Annotated in this window: 12 protein-coding genes; 4 read left to right on the top strand and 8 right to left on the bottom strand. The window is 71.6% G+C overall.

All coding sequences use genetic code 11. From position 1 onward, the window contains the following. The first annotated feature begins 49 nt into the window (after nt 1-49). Nucleotides 50-1258 (top strand): amidohydrolase, encoded by a 1209-nt coding sequence (locus R8Z57_RS11180; RefSeq protein WP_318353842.1) that lies wholly within the window; start codon nt 50-52, stop codon nt 1256-1258. 148 nt (nt 1259-1406) lie between these two features. Here the strand turns inward: R8Z57_RS11180 and R8Z57_RS11175 are convergent, their stop codons facing one another. Further along, nucleotides 1407-2777: a hypothetical protein gene (locus tag R8Z57_RS11175; RefSeq protein WP_318353841.1), complete on the bottom strand. Its 1371-nt coding sequence runs from the start codon at nt 2775-2777 to the stop codon at nt 1407-1409. A 246-nt stretch (nt 2778-3023) separates the two neighbouring features. Between R8Z57_RS11175 and R8Z57_RS11170 the strand changes: the two genes are divergently transcribed. After that, nucleotides 3024-3434 carry a hypothetical protein gene (locus R8Z57_RS11170; RefSeq protein WP_318353840.1) on the top strand — a complete coding sequence of 137 codons (411 nt, stop codon included), beginning with the start codon at nt 3024-3026 and terminating at the stop codon, nt 3432-3434. Between the two features lie 70 nt (nt 3435-3504). Here the strand turns inward: R8Z57_RS11170 and R8Z57_RS11165 are convergent, their stop codons facing one another. From R8Z57_RS11165 to R8Z57_RS11135, 7 genes are all read right to left on the bottom strand, one after another. Beyond that, on the bottom strand, nt 3505-5352 hold the full coding sequence (locus tag R8Z57_RS11165) for a DEAD/DEAH box helicase (RefSeq protein ID WP_318354083.1): 1848 nt from the start codon (nt 5350-5352) through the stop codon (nt 3505-3507). A 329-nt stretch (nt 5353-5681) separates the two neighbouring features. Next, on the bottom strand, nt 5682-8549 hold the full coding sequence (locus R8Z57_RS11160; RefSeq protein ID WP_318353839.1) for an FtsX-like permease family protein: 2868 nt from the start codon (nt 8547-8549) through the stop codon (nt 5682-5684). Next, nucleotides 8546-9265, bottom strand: a complete 720-nt coding sequence (locus tag R8Z57_RS11155) for an ABC transporter ATP-binding protein (protein ID WP_318353838.1) — start codon at nt 9263-9265, stop codon at nt 8546-8548. The genes R8Z57_RS11160 and R8Z57_RS11155 overlap by 4 nt, the downstream gene beginning before the upstream one ends. After that, nucleotides 9262-9879, bottom strand: coding sequence for a PadR family transcriptional regulator (locus tag R8Z57_RS11150; protein ID WP_318353837.1), 618 nt, complete (start codon nt 9877-9879; stop codon nt 9262-9264). Before R8Z57_RS11150 ends, R8Z57_RS11155 begins: the two co-directional genes overlap by 4 nt. Nucleotides 9880-9910: 31 nt before the next feature. Then, a complete protein-coding gene (locus R8Z57_RS11145) occupies nt 9911-11122 on the bottom strand; it encodes an ABC transporter permease (RefSeq protein WP_318353836.1) in 1212 nt (403 codons plus the stop codon). Next, on the bottom strand, nt 11119-12036 hold the full coding sequence (locus R8Z57_RS11140; RefSeq protein ID WP_318353835.1) for an ABC transporter ATP-binding protein: 918 nt from the start codon (nt 12034-12036) through the stop codon (nt 11119-11121). Before R8Z57_RS11140 ends, R8Z57_RS11145 begins: the two co-directional genes overlap by 4 nt. Then, entirely contained in the window at nt 12033-12959 is a 927-nt protein-coding gene (locus R8Z57_RS11135) for an efflux RND transporter periplasmic adaptor subunit (RefSeq protein ID WP_318353834.1), read from the bottom strand. Before R8Z57_RS11135 ends, R8Z57_RS11140 begins: the two co-directional genes overlap by 4 nt. 237 nt (nt 12960-13196) lie before the next feature. On the opposite strand from R8Z57_RS11135, the gene secA reads away from it, so the two are divergent. Continuing rightward, the gene (gene secA, locus R8Z57_RS11130) at nt 13197-16034 is read left to right on the top strand and encodes a preprotein translocase subunit SecA (RefSeq protein ID WP_318353833.1); all 2838 of its coding nucleotides are present in this window, start codon (nt 13197-13199) and stop codon (nt 16032-16034) included. A 196-nt stretch (nt 16035-16230) separates the two neighbouring features. Continuing rightward, the gene (locus R8Z57_RS11125) at nt 16231-17457 is read left to right on the top strand and encodes a pyridoxal phosphate-dependent aminotransferase (RefSeq protein ID WP_318353832.1); all 1227 of its coding nucleotides are present in this window, start codon (nt 16231-16233) and stop codon (nt 17455-17457) included. Nucleotides 17458-17556 lie beyond the last annotated feature (99 nt).

The following is a 17556-nucleotide window of genomic DNA, read 5'->3' as shown; positions in this document are numbered from 1 at the left end:
CCCGCGCCGCCCGGCCGGGCGGCGCCACCGACTCGGGAAGAGGTCCGCCGTGATCATCCGCAACGTGCGTCCGTGGGGCGCGGCCGCCGCCGACATCGTGGTCGAGGGCGACCGCATCGCCGAGGTCCGCCCGCACGACGCCGCCGTCCTCGGTGCAGCCGACGTCGACGGGCGCGGCCGGCTGGCACTCCCGTCATTCAGCGACGTGCACGTGCACCTCGACTCGTCCCGCATCGGGCTGCCGTTCCGCCCTCACACCGGCGGACCCGGCGTGTGGGGGATGATGCTCAACGACCGCCGCCACTGGCGCGACACCGATGTGCCGCACGCCGAGATCGTCACAGGCACCCTGGAGCGCATGATCGCGCGCGGCACGACGCGGGTCCGCAGCTACGCGCAGGTCGACGTGGACTGCCGGCTCGAGAAGTTCGACTCGGTGCTCGCGGCGAGGGAGGCGTTCCGCGATCACGCGGACGTGCAGATCATGACGTTCCCGCAGGCCGGCATCCTCCGCGAACCGGGCACCGTCGACCTGCTCGAGGAGTCGCTCAAGCAGGGCGCCGACGTGATGGGCGGCATCGACCCGTGTCAGCTCGATCGCGATCCGGTCGCGCACCTCGACATCGTGTTCGGGCTCGCGGAGAAGTACCAGGTCGAGGTCGACATCCACCTCCATGAGCCGGGAGCGCTCGGGGTGTTCAGCACCGAGCTGGTGCTCGAGCGCACCCGCGCGCTCGGCATGCAGGGAAAGGTCACGCTCTCCCACGCGTACGATCTCGGCTCGGTGTCGGAGGCCGTCAGCCGCCGCCTCATCGACGAGTTCGCCGAGCTCGACATCGCCATGGCCACGGTCGCCCCGTCCACGACCGGGCATCTCTCGCTCGTGCAGCTGGCCGAGGCCGGGGTGCGTGTCGGCCTCGGCGAGGACGGGCAGCGGGACTACTGGAGCCCGTACGGCAACTGCGACATGCTCGACCGCACGTGGCAGCTCGCGTTCGTCAACGGCTTCCGCCGCGACGACCACATCGAGCTCGCGCTCGCCGTCGCCACGATGGGCGGCGCGTCGATCATGAGCCACGCGTCGCCGCGCGTGGCCGGCGTCGGCGACCGGCCCGGCGTCGCCGCGGGCGACCGCGCGGATCTCGTGCTCGTCGACGGCGAGACGCCCACCAGCGCCGTCATGGACCGCGGCGTGGACCGCACGGTGATCCACGACGGCCGGGTCGTGGCCGACGGGCTCCGTGTGACCGGCCGCTGAGCCTTCGTCGCGCTCGTGGTCGCGGGGTGCGAAAAACCTGGTGGGTGACGGCGACGCGCCGGTGACGGATGCCGCAACCCGGCGTGTCGCTTTACCGGCCAGGCTTTCCGCAACGATGAGGGGGCGAAGAGCCCGGTCGGGGTCGAGATCAGTCGAACATGCCGTCGAGCAGACTGCCGATGACGAGCCCACCCAGGATGCCGCCCATGATGTCGCCGCCGCCACCGCCGCGACGACCGCCTCCCCAGCCCGGGCCGTAGCCCTGACCGTAACCGGGGCCGCCCCACTGCTCGGGCTGCGGCCGGGCCGCGTCGATGTCGCGCTGGGCAAGCTGGAGGGCCTCGCTGGCGAGGAATGCGGCACGCCGGGCCATCGCGAAGGCCTGCTCGCGGAGGTCTTCGTCGATCGCGGTGGCCGCTGCGGCGGATCCGCCGAGGTGACGATCGAGATCGCCGCGCACCCGCTCGGCCTCGGCGAGGCGCGTGCGCGCGTCGGCGCCGATCCAGCCGCGGTGACCGGCGATGACATCGCGCGACACCGCCAGCTGGCGGTCGGCGTCGTCGATCGCGTGCCGCACGTGCTCGACCGGCGGGATCGGCCGCGCCGCGCGCTCGCGCGCCTTGGCGATCGCCTCGTCGAGGCCGCTGTTGGCTTCGCGCAGGCGGGAGAGCTGCTCGAACGGGTCGGTGTTGACTCCGGCCGCCGGCAGGGCGGCCAGCGCGGCCTGCAGCTCGCCGATGGCGGCGCTCACGGCGGGGGAATGCGGCTCCTTCAGGGCGACCGCGATGTCGTTGCGGGAGTCCTCGACAATGGCGGCGAGGGTGGACTCGGCGCGCAGCGCCTCGACCTCGAAGGTCTCGACGGCGTCCAGCAGCGTCTCGGCGCGTCGGACCGACTCGGTGGCCGCCTCCAGCGCCATGTTCGCCTGCTCGCGCTGCCCGGCCTCGCGGCGGCGCTCCGCCACTCCGGCGCCGTGCTCGCCGAACGAGAGCAGTTGGTCGGCCTCCGCAGGATTCGCCTCGATCTGGCTGAGCGCGTGCGCGGAGTACCGCGCGCTGAGCCGATCGACGGTGGCACGGGCATCGGGCACGCGCAGGCGCAGGCGCGCGGCATCCGCTCTCACCTTCGCGATGATCTCGGGTGCGCGACGCGCGCGCTCGATCGCGGCCGCGAGCGACTCGGTGCGGTCGTCGAGGAGGTCTTCGGCCCATTCGCACAGCTGGACGATGCGGGCGTTGCGCGTGCGCAGCTCTTCGGGGGTGTCGGGGATCTCGTCGTGGTTCAGCTGGTGGAGGTGGAACGCCTCCTGCATGTGGGTGCGCACCGCCTCGAGGGCGTCGCGGAGGTCGGCGGTCGGGCCGGCGCCCAGCTCGGCGTCGGCGAACACGAGCTCGTCGGAGGTGAGGCGGATGCGCTCGTCGGCGGCCACCAGCGCCTGCTGCGCGCGGCGTGCGAGGTCGGCGTCCTGTGCGGTCAGCTCTTCCTGTTCGCGCTTGCGTCTACCCCAGAATCCGGCCATGCCTCGATCCTACGGGCGCCGCTGGGAGCGGGCTGAGGCGAGCGGCGAGGAGCTGTGGATGTTCGCGCACAGCGTCTCACCCGTGACGACCGGCCGAGCGGTGATGTGCGCGTACCGGACCGCTGTTGCGTCCGGCGGGCCGCGAGTGCGGAATCCGGTCCGATCTGAGGTATCAGGTGCCGGCCGACCCTACTCTCGCACTCGGGTGGGGCGCGTCCGTGCGCCCCGGGGAAGAAACGGAACACCATGATCCGAAAGATCGTCGGGGCTGCGGCCCTGAGCGCCGCGCTCGTCTTCGCGGGTGCGGGCGTCGCGTCGGCGCACGAGTGCTACATCCCGAACCGGGCCGACCAGGGGAATGCCGGGGCGTCGCACTCGAAGAACTGGGTGACGCTCGACATCATCGAGCTCTTCCAGACGGGGCACGAGTTCCTCGGGGGGCCGGCGCTCACCGAAGAGCAGGTGCAGCAGGCGCTCGCGATGGCGGCGGAGGCGGGGATCCCCCGCACGCTCACGACCTTCGCGCGCGACACGCTGCCGAAGGGCAACGCGCCCGAATCGCACTCGACCGACGGGAAGGGCATCGACCACTACTTCCACGCGTACGAGGACCAGCTGATCGGCATCTTCTTCACGGTGCAGGGCGGCGGCGCCTGACGCGATAGCGGAACGGCGGGTGGGGCGATGTCGTCGCCTCACCCGCCGTCGCGTTCCGGGAACGGATGCCTCAGCCGTCGTGGCGCTTGTGCCGCGGTTTGCGCTCACCCGAGTCGCGGTACGAGCCCTTCGAACCGGAGTCGCGGTAGGAGCCCTTCGAACCGGAGTCGCGGTACGAGCCCTTCGAACCCGAGTCGCGGTACGAGCCGGAGTCGCCAGAGGAGCCCCGGCCGCGGTCGCCGTAGCCGCCCGAGCGCGCGTCGGAGCGCCGCTGCGGGCGGCCCGTGTCGGGGCGGAGCTCGATGAGCTGGCCCGAGATGCGCGTGTCGGCGAGGCGGTCGAGGGCTTCGCGCGACAGGTTCGCGGGCAGCTCGACGAGCGAGAAGTCGGGCATGATCTTGATCGCGCCGAAGTCGTCGCGACGCAGGCCGCCCTCGTTCGCGAGGGCGCCGACGATCTGACGCGGCTCGACCCGCTGGCGCTTGCCGACGGCGATGCGGTACGTCGCGAAGCCCTCGCGCGGGGTACGGCGCTCGGGCCGGTCGCCGCGCTCCGGGCGGTCGCCCCGCTCGGGCCGGTCCCGGCGCTCGCGCGTGGGCGCGGGCTCGGGGTCGGGCTCGAGCAGCAGCGGCGTCTCGCCCTGCGCCACGATGGCGAGGGCCGCGGCCACGTCGACCTCGGGCACGTCGTGGTTGCGCACGTAGTGGGCCACGATGTCGCGGAACCCGTCGATCCGGTCGGCCTCGCCGAGCGCCGCGGTGATGCGGTCGTCGAAGCGCGCCAGGCGCGTGACGTTGACCTCGTCGACGCTCGGCAGCGGGATCTCGGTGAGCTCCTGGCGCGTCGCGCGCTCGATCATCTTGACGAGGCCCCGCTCGCGGGGGGTGACGAAGCTGATCGCGTCGCCCGTGCGGCCGGCCCGGCCGGTGCGGCCGATCCGGTGGACGTAGGACTCGGCATCCGTCGGGATGTCGTAATTGACGACGTGCGAGACGCGCTCGACGTCGAGGCCGCGCGCGGCGACGTCGGTCGCGACCAGGATGTCGAGCTTGCCCGACTTCAGCTGGTTGACCGTCTTCTCGCGCTGCGGCTGCGCGATGTCGCCGTTGATGGCGGCAGCCGAATAGCCCCGGGCGCGCAGCTTCTCGGCGATCTCCTCGGTCACGCTGCGCGTGCGGCCGAAGACGATCATGCCGTCGAAGTTCTCGACCTCGAGGATGCGCGTGAGGGCGTCCATCTTCTGCTGCCAGGCCGTGACGAGGTAGCGCTGCGAGATGTTGGCCGACGTCTGCGTCTTGGCCTTGACCGTGATCTCCTCCGGGTCGTGCAGATACTGCTTCGACATGCGGCGGATCGTGGCGGGCATGGTCGCCGAGAAGAGCGCGACCTGCTTGGTCTCGGGGGTCTCGGCGAGGATCGTCTCGACGTCCTCGGCGAAGCCCATCTTGAGCATCTCGTCGGCCTCGTCGAGCACGAGGTACTGCAGCTCGGAGAGGTCGAGCGTGCCCTTCTCGAGGTGGTCGATGATACGGCCGGGGGTGCCCACGACGATGTGCACCCCGCGTCGCAGCGCCGACAGCTGCACACCGTAGCCCTGACCGCCGTAGACCGGAAGGATGTGCACGTCCTTCAGGTGGCCCGCATACTTCTCGAACGCCTCGCACACCTGCAGCGCGAGCTCGCGCGTCGGGGCGAGGACGAGTGCCTGCGGGGTCTTCTGCGACAGGTCGAGCCGGTCGACGATCGGCAGCGCGAAGGCGGCGGTCTTGCCGGTTCCGGTCTGCGCCATGCCGACGACGTCGCGCCCCGCGAGGAGCGTCGGGATCGTCGCCGCCTGGATCGCCGAGGGGGTCTCGTAGCCGATGCCCTTCAGCGCCTTGAGGACGGGCTGGCTGAGCCCGAGGTCGGAGAAGGTCATCGCTGCGGGCTCGGTCTGAGCCTCGGTCTCGATCTGGTCGGCGTTCGTGTGCACAGTCAACCGTAGCGCGACGCGCCTGTGAGGCGACAGGATGCCGCGGCCTCGCGTGCGCGCCTGGCGCGACGGCGTGACGCCGGGCCGCCGTCAGTGCGCGTCGAGGCCCTGCGCGATCAGCTCGGTGAGGTCGATCGGCTCGGTCGGCGGCAGGGCGATCGATGCCGGATCGACGCCGGGGGCGGTGGGGCTCATGGGAGTTCCTCTCGGTGGGGCCGGGGAAAGGGCGTTCATCTGTCGGTGTGGGGGAGGCAGCGATCGTCTCGGGCGATACGTCAGGCGATCACCGTGCGGCGGGTGAGATCCGGATGCCGCGGCGGGACGATCCCGTTCGCCACGGCGATCGCCAGGGGCAGCACGACGACCAGCGCACCGATCAGCCACCACGGCACGTCGGAGAGCAGCTGGGTGCCGCCGGACTGGATCGAGAACCCGATCGGCGGCAGTACGCCCGCGAGAGCCCCCGCGAGGGTGCCGAACCCGGCGATGATGAGGCCCTGCCAGAAGCCGATGCGACGCCGCAGCGATCGGGTGCCGCCCACGGCGGCGAGCGTGGCGTCGTCGGGCCGGCGCTCGAACCGGGCGAGGCCGAGCGCCACGGCGCTGGCACCCAGCACGAGCACCGCGACGGCCCCGAGCAGCGGAACCATCCAGGCGGCGTCGCTCGGCGGCCCCTGCTCGATGCCCGCTGAGAGGGTGAAGTCGGGGCCGTTCAGCATCTCGGCCTGTGCCTGCATGCGGTCGCGGGCGGCCCAGTCCAGCGCCGCGCTCAGCGGGGCGACCACGCGCTCGGGCTGCGTCACCATCCCGAGCCGCTCGGCCGTCTCCGGCGCCACCGCGATCGCGATCGGCTGGCGCGGCGCCGCCACGACGACCGCGTCCATGCGCTCGGCGTGCCGCGGCTCGGCGATCTCGGGCACGTCGGCGCGGCGCTCCCAGATGTTGTCGGGGAGAAGACCCTCGTAGACGTCCGCGCCGGCGAAGGTCGCGACATCGATGGTCGACCCCGTGACGAAACGGCTGTCCGCGACCACCGCGGCGCCGTCACGGTACGCGGCGAGATCGGATGCCGACAGCTCGACGCCGAGCGCCGCCTCGAGGCCTTCGGCAGGCACGACCGAGATCGGGTTGCTCGGATCCTGCCCGAACGAGGCGTAGGAGTCCTGCACGTCGGGATCCATCAGGTGCTGCGGGGGAAGGATCGCGATGGTGAGCGTGACCTCGTCCGGCACCGCTGCGGCCGAGGGGTAGGACCAGACGCTGTGCAGCTGGCGGGAGAGGAGCACAGGCTGCTGCGCCCCGGCGTCGCGCGCGATCTGCTCGGCGGCTTCGGCACCGGCCTCGGCGTCAGCCTGCTCGAGGACGCCCGTGTTCGAGCCGGTGCCGGCCCAGATCGCGATGGCGATGCTCCCGGGCGGGGCCTGGTAGTACCAGGACCGCGCGGTCTGCGCCGTCTGCATCGACGACTGCGCGAGCGCGAAAACCCCGATGAACACCGTGGCGGCGATGGCGGCGAACGCCGGCACCGTGCGCGAGGCGTTGGCCGCGGCATCCCTCGACGCCAGCTTGGCCGAGATGCCGACGTGGGAGAGGCCGCGCGACGACGTCCACAGCAGCCACCGCCCCGAGAGGAGGATGCCGAACTGCGCGAGGATCGGCCCGACCACGATCCCGTAGGCGGGCAGGTAGCGCAGCGGCGAGTCGTAGCCGAAGACGTTCGTGGCGTTGATCGCCGCGACGGCGAACGCGCACAGCAGGGTGATCGCGACGCCGCCGACGATGAGTGCGGAGCCCCACAGCGGGCGCGTCGCGAGTGGTTTCTGCGGCCGCCGCGCTCCGCGCAGCGCCTGGATCGCGTCGGCGCGGCCCGCGCGGCGTGCGGGCATCCACGCCGACAGCGTCCCGACGACCACGGCGAACACGAGGATGGCGGCGAGCAGCTCCCACCACACGTGGAAGCCCCAGAACTGCGTCGCGCTGCAGTCCGCGACCAGCGACATCACGAGCGCCGCGAGCCCGATGCCGGCGCCGATGCCGAGGACGCCGCCGACGAGGCCGAGGGCCGTTCCCTGCAGGAGCACGATCCTCGACAGGTCGCGGCGGTCCGCCCCGACGCCCGCCGCGATCGCGAGGGCGCGCTGCTGGCGGCGGGCCGCCACGGCGAAGGCGGCGCCGGCGAGCATCACCACGACGTAGCCGGCGAACAGGCCCGCGGCGCTCAGCATCAGGACGAGCGGCCACATCTTCGCCCACCGGTCGGTCGACGCCGTGCTGTAGTAGCGGTTCGAGAAGTCCGGCGGATCCAGGGCCACGACGCGCGAGAAGGCGACCACGCCGCCCTCGTCGTTGAGGCGCTGCACCTCCTCCCACGGCAGCTCGAGCTCGGGCAGGTACCACCGCTGGGTGCCGCCCACCACCTCGCGCGCGACTTCGGGCAGGAACACGGCCGCGTGCCCATCGCCGAGGCTCGCGGCGTCGAGGGTGCCCGTCACGGTGTACGAGTCGCCGCCTGAGAGGCGGAGCCCGTCGCCGATGCGGATGCCGAGCCGCTCCAGCGCGGCCGGGGTGACCATCGCGTCGCGCGCCGACGTGGGGCGCTCGCCCGCGACGAGGTCGAACGCGCCGGCGAACCGTGGGTCCCACGTCGCACCGGCCCAGGCGGGCACCACCGCGGACCCGTCGTCGGTCGCGACCGAGACCATGCCGCGCGCCACCGGGATGACCTCGGCACCGGCGGGCAGCAGCCCGGTCGGCTCGTCGAGGGGCAGGCCGTCGGGCATCGTCATCGAGCCGTCCGCGTCGATCGGGTAGCCGGTCCACTCCGGTTCGGAGGGCACCTGCCAGAACCCCGCGCCCGGCACGCCGGCGGGTGCGATCCACGCCTGCGTGCCACCGAGTTCGGCGCCGACGCGTTCCGCCGGCGTCGCGACGGCGCTCGCCGAGAAGATCAGGAATCCGGTCATCCCGGCGATGGGGAGGGCGACCAGCGTCGTCACGAGCAGGCTCGACACCCAGGCGCGCCGCAGCTGCCGTCGCGCCATCCGCCCGGCGACACGCCACCGGGCCGACCGGGCGGCCCGGCCGGGAGCGGGGCGCGCCGGGGGAGCAGCCGTGTCGGCCGGGCGGGCGAGCGTGCTCGTCATCGCGACCCGGCGAGCAGCGTCTCGGCGCCGTCGCGACGCGTCTCGTCGACCATGCGCCCGTCGCGGAGGAAGACGATGCGGTCCGCGAAGGCGGCATGACGGGCTTCGTGGGTGACGAGGATGCCGGCGGCCCCGGCATCCACCCGCGCACGGAGCATCTTCAGCACCAGTTCGCCGGTGACGGAGTCCAGGGCCCCGGTGGGCTCGTCCGCGAGGATCAGGCGGCGTCCGCCCACCACGGCGCGGGCGATCGCGACGCGCTGCTGCTGCCCGCCGGAGAGGTCGTCGGGATAGGCGTCGGACTTGTCGGCGAGCCCGACCGAGGCGAGGGCGTCGCGACCGGCCCGTCGTGCGACCCGCGCGCGGAAGCCGTCGAGCTCGAGCGGCAGGGTGACGTTCTCGAGCGCGGTCAGGGTCGGGATGAGGTTGAAGTGCTGGAAGACGAAGCCGAGCGACCGGCGCCGCAACTGCGCGAGCTGCTTCGGCGACTGCTCGCTGAGGTACGCGCCCTCGATGATCACCTCGCCGGTCGTCGGGATGGCAAGGCCTCCCGCGATCGACAGCAGCGTCGACTTGCCCGACCCCGAGGGGCCCATCACGGCGACGAGCTCGCCCTGCCGCACCTCGAAGTCCACGCCCGAGAGCGCGGACACCGCCGTGGCACCGGTGCCGTACTGCTGAGTCACGCCGACGAGGCGCAGCACGGTGTCGGTCATCGCGCCGACCCGCCGGCGACGGATGCCGCATCTTTCGCAGGTCGCCCGCGCTTGGGCTTGTCGGTCGACAGCTCGAGCGCCATGGCGTGGTCGGGATGCAGCGCGAGGCGCTGCTCGGAGTGGTCGAGCCAGCGGACCTCCGCCTCGGCGGCGAAGATCATCGAGTCGACGACGAGCGCCCAGGCGAGCTCCTCGGGTCCGTCGGGGTTCGCGCCGGCGTACTTGGCGCGATTGAGCTCCTGCAGCTGGGCGAGCGACGCGCGGCGCTGCGTCTGGATGATCGCCGAGACGTCCACGCCGGGCAGCGTCGCGGCGACGGCGAGCTTGATGGCCAGCTCGTCGCGCGTGCCCTGCCCCCGCTGCACCGCAGAGTCCAGCCAGTCGCGCACCTCGGCGGCTCCGGCATCCGTGATCTGCCAGTAGACGTGACCGTGCTCGTCGACGTCGCCCTTCTCGACCAGTCCGTCGCGCTCGAGGCGGTCGAGCGTGTTGTAGATCTGGCCGACGTTGAGCGGCCACGTCGAGCCGGTGCGGCGGTCGAACTCGGCCCGCAGCTGGTAGCCGTAGCAGGGACCCTGATCGAGGATGGCGAGAAGGCTCTGGCGGACGGACATGGGATCTCCTTCGGGGGAGTGTCGAGCGGGTTCAGAAGCGCAGGGCGTCGATGACGTTGGAGCGGACGGCGGTGAGGGCGGGGATGAACCCGGCCAGCGCCCCGATGGCGACGGCGGCGACGAGCCCGGTGACGGCGGCTCGCACCGGGAACGGCGGGATGTCCTGCAGGCCCTGGAACATTTCCATCACGAACGGGGCGCGCAGCACGGCGACCGCGATCGCGATGCCGATCACTCCGGCCACCGCCGTCGCGACGACGCTCTCGAGCAGCACCGAGGTGAAGATGCGGCCCTGCGTCGCGCCGAAGCTGCGCCGCACGCCGATCTCGCGGATGCGCTGGCGCATCGCCACGAGCTGGATGTTGACCAGGCCCAGCCCGCCGAGCAGCAGCACGAGGCCCGCGATGGCGCCCGTCACGAGCTCGAACATGGCGCTGGAGTTCTGCATCTCGGGCCGCGAGGCCCAGTCGGTGCGCGAGACGCCGACCTGGATGCCGTCGTCCGTGCCCGCGCGCAGGTCGGCGGCCAGCACGGGGCCGAGGTCGGCCGCGCCCTCCTCGGGGATCCACACCTCCCACGCGATCATCGCGTCGGCCGGCAGCGCGTCGCGTCGCTCGGCGTAGGAGTCGAACATCATCGTGAGGCGCTTCTCCTCGTCGCCGGCGTACTGACGCGGGGTCACGCCGATCACGGGGTACGAGCCGGCGTTGTCGCCGACCATGCGCAACGAGAAGCCCGTGGCGAGATCGGGCCGGCCGTAGACGTCCCACAGCGCCTCCGTGATGACGACCGGGGGAGCCAGGAGCTCGGCATCGGCCTCGTGGAACCAGCGGCCCTCGAGCAGGGGAGTGCGGTGGATGATCGGGTACGCCGGGTCGACGAGCCGCGCCATCACCGGTCGCACCTGCTCGGGCGTCTGCAGCTGCAGTTCGACGGGATCGACGATGCGTGTCAGATAGGAGAACGAGTAGCGCTCGGAGACCTGGCCGACGTGGTCGTCGAACGCCTTCCAGTCCATCGGGGCGCCGTCGGTGCGCGAGGCCGTGATCGACAGCGTCGCGGGGCGCCCGCCGCTCTGGTCGGACTGCTCCGCCATCTGCTGCTGCTGGTACTCGCTGAGCGCGACGACCGCGGTGAGCGCGCCGACCGACACGGCGATGCCGATGAGGCTCAGCAGCACGCGCAGCTTGTGGTGGCGCAGCTCCGACCACGCCTCGCCCAGCGCGCCGACGAGGCCCGTCACGACGCGACCTCCGCCGCTTCCCGCTCGTCGGCCGCGTCGGGCCGCGGAGCGGGCGCGGGGTGTCGGTCCCGGCCGGCTGTGGGCTGGTCCGGGTCGACTGCGGGCTGGTCCGGGTCGGCTGCGGGCGGGCCCGGGTCGGCTGCGGCCGGGCCCGGTTCGTCGACGCTCGCCGCGAGCTCGGGGGCGACCACGACGCCGCTCGGATCGCCGCCCGGCGCGCCGGCTCCCGTCAGGTCGAACGGGGTGAGCACACCGGCCTCCAGCCGGAAGTGGCGCCGCGCGCGGGCGGCCACGTGCAGGTCGTGCGTGATGGTGACGAGCGCGGCGTCGGCCTCGGAGGCGATGTCGTCGAGCAGCTCCATCACGGTGCCGCCGGTCTCGACGTCCAGTGCTCCGGTGGGCTCGTCGGCCAGGATCAGCGCCGGACGCCGCACGAGCGCGCGGGCGATCGCCACGCGCTGCTGCTCGCCGCCCGACATCTGCTCGGGCGTCGAGTCGATGCGGTGGCCGAGGCCGACGCGCTCGAGCATCTCGGTGGCCGCGCGCCGGCGCGTCCAGAACGCCCGGCCGCCGGCGTAGCCGAGGGGCATCTCGACGTTCTCGAGGGCCGTGCGTCCGGCGAGCAGGTTGAACTGCTGGAAGACGAAGCCGACGTTGCGGCCCCGCAACCGGTCGAGGCGGCCGCGCCGCATGCGCCGCACCGGCTCGCCGCGGAACCACACCGCGCCCTCGGATGGGGTGTCGAGCATGCCGAGCAGGTTGAGCAGCGTCGACTTGCCGGAGCCGCTGCGGCCGACGATCGCGACGTGATCGCCCGCGGCCACCGCGAGGTCGATCCCGCGCAGGATCTCCAGGCGCGTGTCGTCGGGAAGCAGCACGTGCTTCGCGACGCCCTCCAGGCGGACGAGACTCACCAGCTCCACCCCGCCGGCTCGCAGTACTCGCCGCCCATGCCGTCGTCGTAGCAGACCGGCTCCGTCGCGGCGGCGATGCCGGGAACGTACTGCCGCACCTGCTCGCCCTCCTCGAGCCCGGTCGTCACCTCGACGATCGTGCCGTCGCTCACGCCCAGCTCGACCGATCGCTCCTCGAGCTCGCCGGCGGCGTCGATCCAGACGACGCCGGTCCCCGAGCCGCCCTTGACCGCGGTCGTCGGCACGACGAGCACATCCGACACGGTGCCGAGGTCGATGTCGAGCTGCGCCTGCAGGCCGGCGAACACGACCTGGTCCGCCGGCACCGCGCACGTGACCGTCGTGGTGCCGTCCTCGGCGACCTCGACGTGCAGCCCGGTGCACGTGAACGGCGCGGGCCCGCCCTGGATCGTCACCGCCGCCTCGGTGGGAGCGCCCAGGAGGCGGTAGAGCTGCACCGGCTCGACGGTCGCCTGCACGTGATAGCGCGCCGGGGTCAGCTCGGCGAGCTCGCCGCCGATCGAGGCGGGCTGCCCCTTCACGACCATGAGCTCGGCGACGTCTCCGGCCTCCGGGGCCACGACGTCGACGTTGCGTACCGGATCGGCCTGCTTGATGGTGAAGAGCTTCTGGCCTGCGGCGACCGACTGCCCTGTACCGACGTGCACGGCGGTCACGGTGCCGTCGATCTCGGAGCGCACCGTGTAGGCGGCATCCCTCGCGATCGTGCCGTCGAGGCTCAGCGCGTTGGCGACCTCGCCGCGCTCGACGGCGACGACGGGATCGGCGATCTGCGCGGAGGGCTGCAGGGCGGCAGCCGGTGCGGCGTCGGGGAAGAAGGCGATCTTCACCAGGGCCACCGCGGCGGCGCCCAGAATCACCACCAGCAGGATCGGGAAGATCCATCGACGCCAGACCACCATGTCGCACCTCTCCGTCGGGGCATACCGAGTATGTAGTCACCGAGTATATGCATACCCGGAAAAGCCGACGGATGCCGCGCCCCGCGCGCGTGCGATCGCCGGCTGCCGGGATCCGCCCACACCCAGCGCACACCAAGGTCACGGGTGGATAACATAGGCAGGTATGCCTGGGGCCATGCACCCGGGCGGCACCGGCGCCGTTGCGCCGCCCCGAAAGCCAGAAGATGGAGACACTCCGTGGCCAACCCCCTCGAGAAACTGCTTCGCGCCGGTGAGGGTCGCATCCTCCGGCGGCTCCAGCAGGTCGTCAAGGCCGTCGGCGCCCTCGAAGAGGATTACGAGCACCTGACCGACGAAGAGCTCCGGGGTGAGACCGCGGAGCTGCGGGCGCGTCACGAGGCGGGCGAGACGCTCGATCAGCTCATGCCCGAGGCGTTCGCCGCCGTGCGAGAGGCGGCAAAGCGCACGCTGGGTCAGCGCGCCTACGACGTCCAGCTGATGGGCGGTGCGGCGCTTCACCTGGGCAACATCGCCGAGATGAAGACCGGTGAGGGCAAGACGCTCACCGGCGCCTTCCCCGTGTATCTCAACGCGATCGCCGGCAAGGGCGTGCACGTCGTCACCGTCAACGACTTCCTCGCGTCGTACCAGTCCGAGCTCATGGGGCGCATCTACCGCGCGCTGGGCATGACGACCGGCACGATCGTCGCGGGCCAGACGCCCGAGGTGCGCCGCGAGCAATACAACGCCGACATCACCTACGGCACGAACAACGAGTTCGGCTTCGACTACCTGCGCGACAACATGGCGTGGCGCAAGGAAGACCTCGTGCAGCGCGGGCACTTCTACGCGATCGTCGACGAGGTCGACTCGATCCTCATCGACGAGGCCCGCACGCCGCTCATCATCTCGGGGCCGTCGTCGGGAGAGGCGAACCGCTGGTTCGTCGAGTTCGCCAAGATCGCCAAGACCCTCGAGGCGGGCGTCGACTACGAGGTCGACGAGAAGAAGCGCACCATCGGCGTGCTCGAGCCCGGCATCGAGAAGGTCGAGGACTACCTCGGCATCGACAACCTGTACGAGTCGGCGAACACGCCGCTCATCTCGTTCCTCAACAACTCGATCAAGGCGCTCGCGCTGTTCAAGCGCGACACCGACTACGTAGTGATGAACGACGAGGTCATGATCGTCGACGAGCACACCGGCCGCATCCTGGTCGGCCGCCGCTACAACGAGGGCATCCACCAGGCCATCGAGGCCAAGGAGGCCGTGCCGGTCAAGGCCGAGAACCAGACGCTCGCCACGGTGACGCTGCAGAACTACTTCCGCCTGTACGACAAGCTCGCCGGCATGACCGGTACCGCCGAGACCGAGGCGGCCGAGTTCATGTCGACCTATGAGCTCGGCGTGGTGCCGATCCCGACGAACAAGCCGATGATCCGCAAGGACCAGCCCGACCTCGTCTACAAGAACGAGACCGCGAAGTTCGCGCAGGTCGTCGAAGACATCGCCCAGCGCCACGAGTCCGGTCAGCCGGTGCTCGTCGGCACGGTGAGCGTCGAGAAGAGCGAGTACCTGTCGCGTCTGCTGGCGAAGAAGGGCATCAAGCACGAGGTCCTCAACGCCAAGAACCACGCGCGTGAGGCCGAGATCGTCGCACGCGCCGGACGGCTGGGTGCCGTCACGGTCGCCACCAACATGGCCGGTCGCGGCACCGACATCATGCTCGGCGGCAACGCCGAGTTCCTGGCCGTCCAGGAGATGAAGGCCAAGGGCCTCGACCCGGTCGAGACGCCCGACGAGTACGAGGCCGAGTGGGACGCCGTGTACGAGTCCACGCGCGACCGCGTCGCCACCGAGAGCACGAAGGTCGTCGAGGCGGGCGGGCTCTACGTGCTCGGCACCGAGCGCCACGAGTCTCGCCGCATCGACAACCAGCTGCGCGGCCGCTCGGGCCGTCAGGGCGACCCCGGCGAGAGCCGCTTCTACCTGTCGCTCACCGACGACCTGATGCGCCTCTTCCAGTCCGGCGCCGCCGAGGCGATCATCGCCCGCACGAACTTCCCCGACGACGTCGCGATCGAGTCCGGGATGGTCACGCGCGCGATCAAGTCGGCGCAGTCGCAGGTCGAGTCGCGCAACGCCGAGATCCGCAAGAACGTCCTCAAGTACGACGACGTCCTCAACCGTCAGCGTGAGGCGATCTACTCCGACCGCCGACACATCCTGCAGGGCGACGACATCGCCGACCGCGTGCAGCACTTCATCGAAGACGCCATCAACGCCGTGATCGACGACCACACCGGCGCCGGCCACAGCGAGAACTGGGACTTCGACGCGCTCTGGACGGAGCTGAAGACCCTCTACCCGGTCGGCGTCACGATCGACGAGGTCGTGGCGGAGGCCGCTGGCCGCAAGGGCGGCATCACCGCCGACGGCCTCAAGCGCGAGATCCTCTCCGACGCGCGGATCGCCTACGACAAGCGCCAGGAGACCCTCGGCGAGGCGGCCACCCGCGAGCTCGAGCGCCGGGTGGTGCTGCAGGTGCTCGACCGCCGCTGGCGCGACCACCTCTACGAGATGGACTACCTGAAGGACGGCATCGGCCTGCGCGCGATGGCCCAGCGCGACCCGCTCATCGAGTACCAGCGCGAGGGCTACCAGATGTTCCAGGCGATGATGGGGCAGATCAAGGAGGAGTCGGTCGGCTACCTCTACAACCTCGAGGTCGAGGTGCGCCGCCAGGGTGAGGCCGGAGCCGAGCAGGTCACCCAGGTCGAGGCCAAGGGCCTCGGCGCTCAGCCGGTCGAGACGCAGCGCCTGCAGTACTCGGCGTCCAACGACGCCGGCGAGGTCGAGGTGCGCAACGACCGCGGTCAGGTGCAGCAGGCGGCGACGTCGCGACTGCGTCAGGCTGCTGCCGCCGCCTCCGCGACTCCGGGGCAGCAGCAGGCTCCCGCGGCCGAGGCGCAGCGCGGAGCCTTCGGACAGCGGACGGATGCCGAGGGCCAGGCCGCGCCGGCAGCGCCGATGAACCGCGCGCAGCGCCGCGCCGCCGAGCAGCGCAAGAAGTAGCACGCAGCGGCGGACGCGGGCCGCGGCATCCGTCGCCCGTCGCCGTAGCTGACCGCGACACTGCACGCGGCGGACGAGACTGCGGGAAACACCCGCCGTCTCGTCCGCCCGGTGCTGTCTCGCGGAGATGCAGCCGCGCCCGAGCCGGGCCACGGTGCGTCGATTGGCTCTCGCGGGGCGCGGATATCCTGGGGCGATGAGTCCCCTCCGTCCACTCGATCAGTCGAGCAAGCTCCAGAACGTTCTCTACGAGATCCGCGGGCAGGCACTGGCCGAGGCCGACCGGCTGCAGGACGAGGGGCACACGATCCTCAAGCTCAACACCGGCAACCCGGCGGTGTTCGGCTTCGAGGCGCCGTTCCAGATCGTCCGCGACATGATCGAGGCGGTGCCGCACGCGCACGGCTACAGCGACAGCAAGGGCATCATGTCGGCCCGTCGTGCCGTGGTGTCGCGCTACGAGCAGGTCGCGGGCTTCCCGCAGTTCGACCCCGATGACGTGTACCTGGGCAACGGGGTGTCCGAGCTCATCACGATGACGATGCAGGCGCTCCTCGACGAGGGCGACGAGGTGCTGATCCCGGCGCCCGACTACCCGCTCTGGACGGCCATGACGAGCCTTGCGGGAGGCACACCGGTGCACTACCGCTGCGACCCCGACGACGGCTGGCAGCCCGACCTCGACGACATCCGCGCGAAGGTGACGCCGCGCACGAAGGCCATCGTCGTCATCAACCCGAACAACCCCACCGGCGCGGTCTACACGCGCGAGGTGCTGCAGGGCATCGTCGAGATCGCCCGCGAGAACTCGCTCCTGCTGCTCTCCGACGAGATCTACGACCGCATCCTCTACGACGAGGCGCAGCACATCCCGCTGGCGACGCTCGCGCCGGATCTGCTGTGCCTCACCTTCAACGGCCTCTCCAAGACGTACCGCGTCGCCGGCTATCGCTCCGGCTGGCTCGTCATCACGGGCCCGAAGAAGCATGCGGCGGGCTTCCTCGAAGGCATCCAGCTCCTCGCCTCGACGCGGCTCTGCCCGAACGTCCCGGCGCAGCACGCCGTGCAGGCGGCGCTCTCGGGCGTCCAGTCGATCGACGCGCTGATCGCTCCGGACGGGCGACTGCACGAGCAGCGGGATGCCGCGTGGGAAGGTCTCGAGCGCATCCCCGGCGTGACCTGCGTGAAGCCGCAGGGCGCCCTCTACGCCTTCCCGCGGCTCGACCCCGAGGTCTACGAGATCCACGACGACGCGAAGCTCGTCTACGACTTCCTCGTCGCCGAGCACGTGCTGCTCGTCCAGGGGACCGGGTTCAACTGGCCGACGCCGGATCATCTCCGCATCGTCACGCTGCCCGAGGCGCGCGTGCTCTCGGAGGCGGTCGAGCGGCTCGGCAACTTCCTGTCGTCGTATCGGCAGTGACGCCCGCCTGACGCGGTGCGGGGCGGCGTCCGCCCCGCACCGCAGGGGACCGAAGGGTGCCGCGGGATGCGGCATCCGTCAAGACCCTCGCCGGTCGCC

It is taken from the genome of Microbacterium sp. M3 (genome assembly GCF_033548675.1).
GTDB classification, from domain to species: Bacteria; Actinomycetota; Actinomycetes; order Actinomycetales; family Microbacteriaceae; genus Microbacterium; species Microbacterium arthrosphaerae.
Note: the sequence above shows the minus strand (reverse complement) of the source record. Positions and strands in the feature narration are given on the sequence as shown.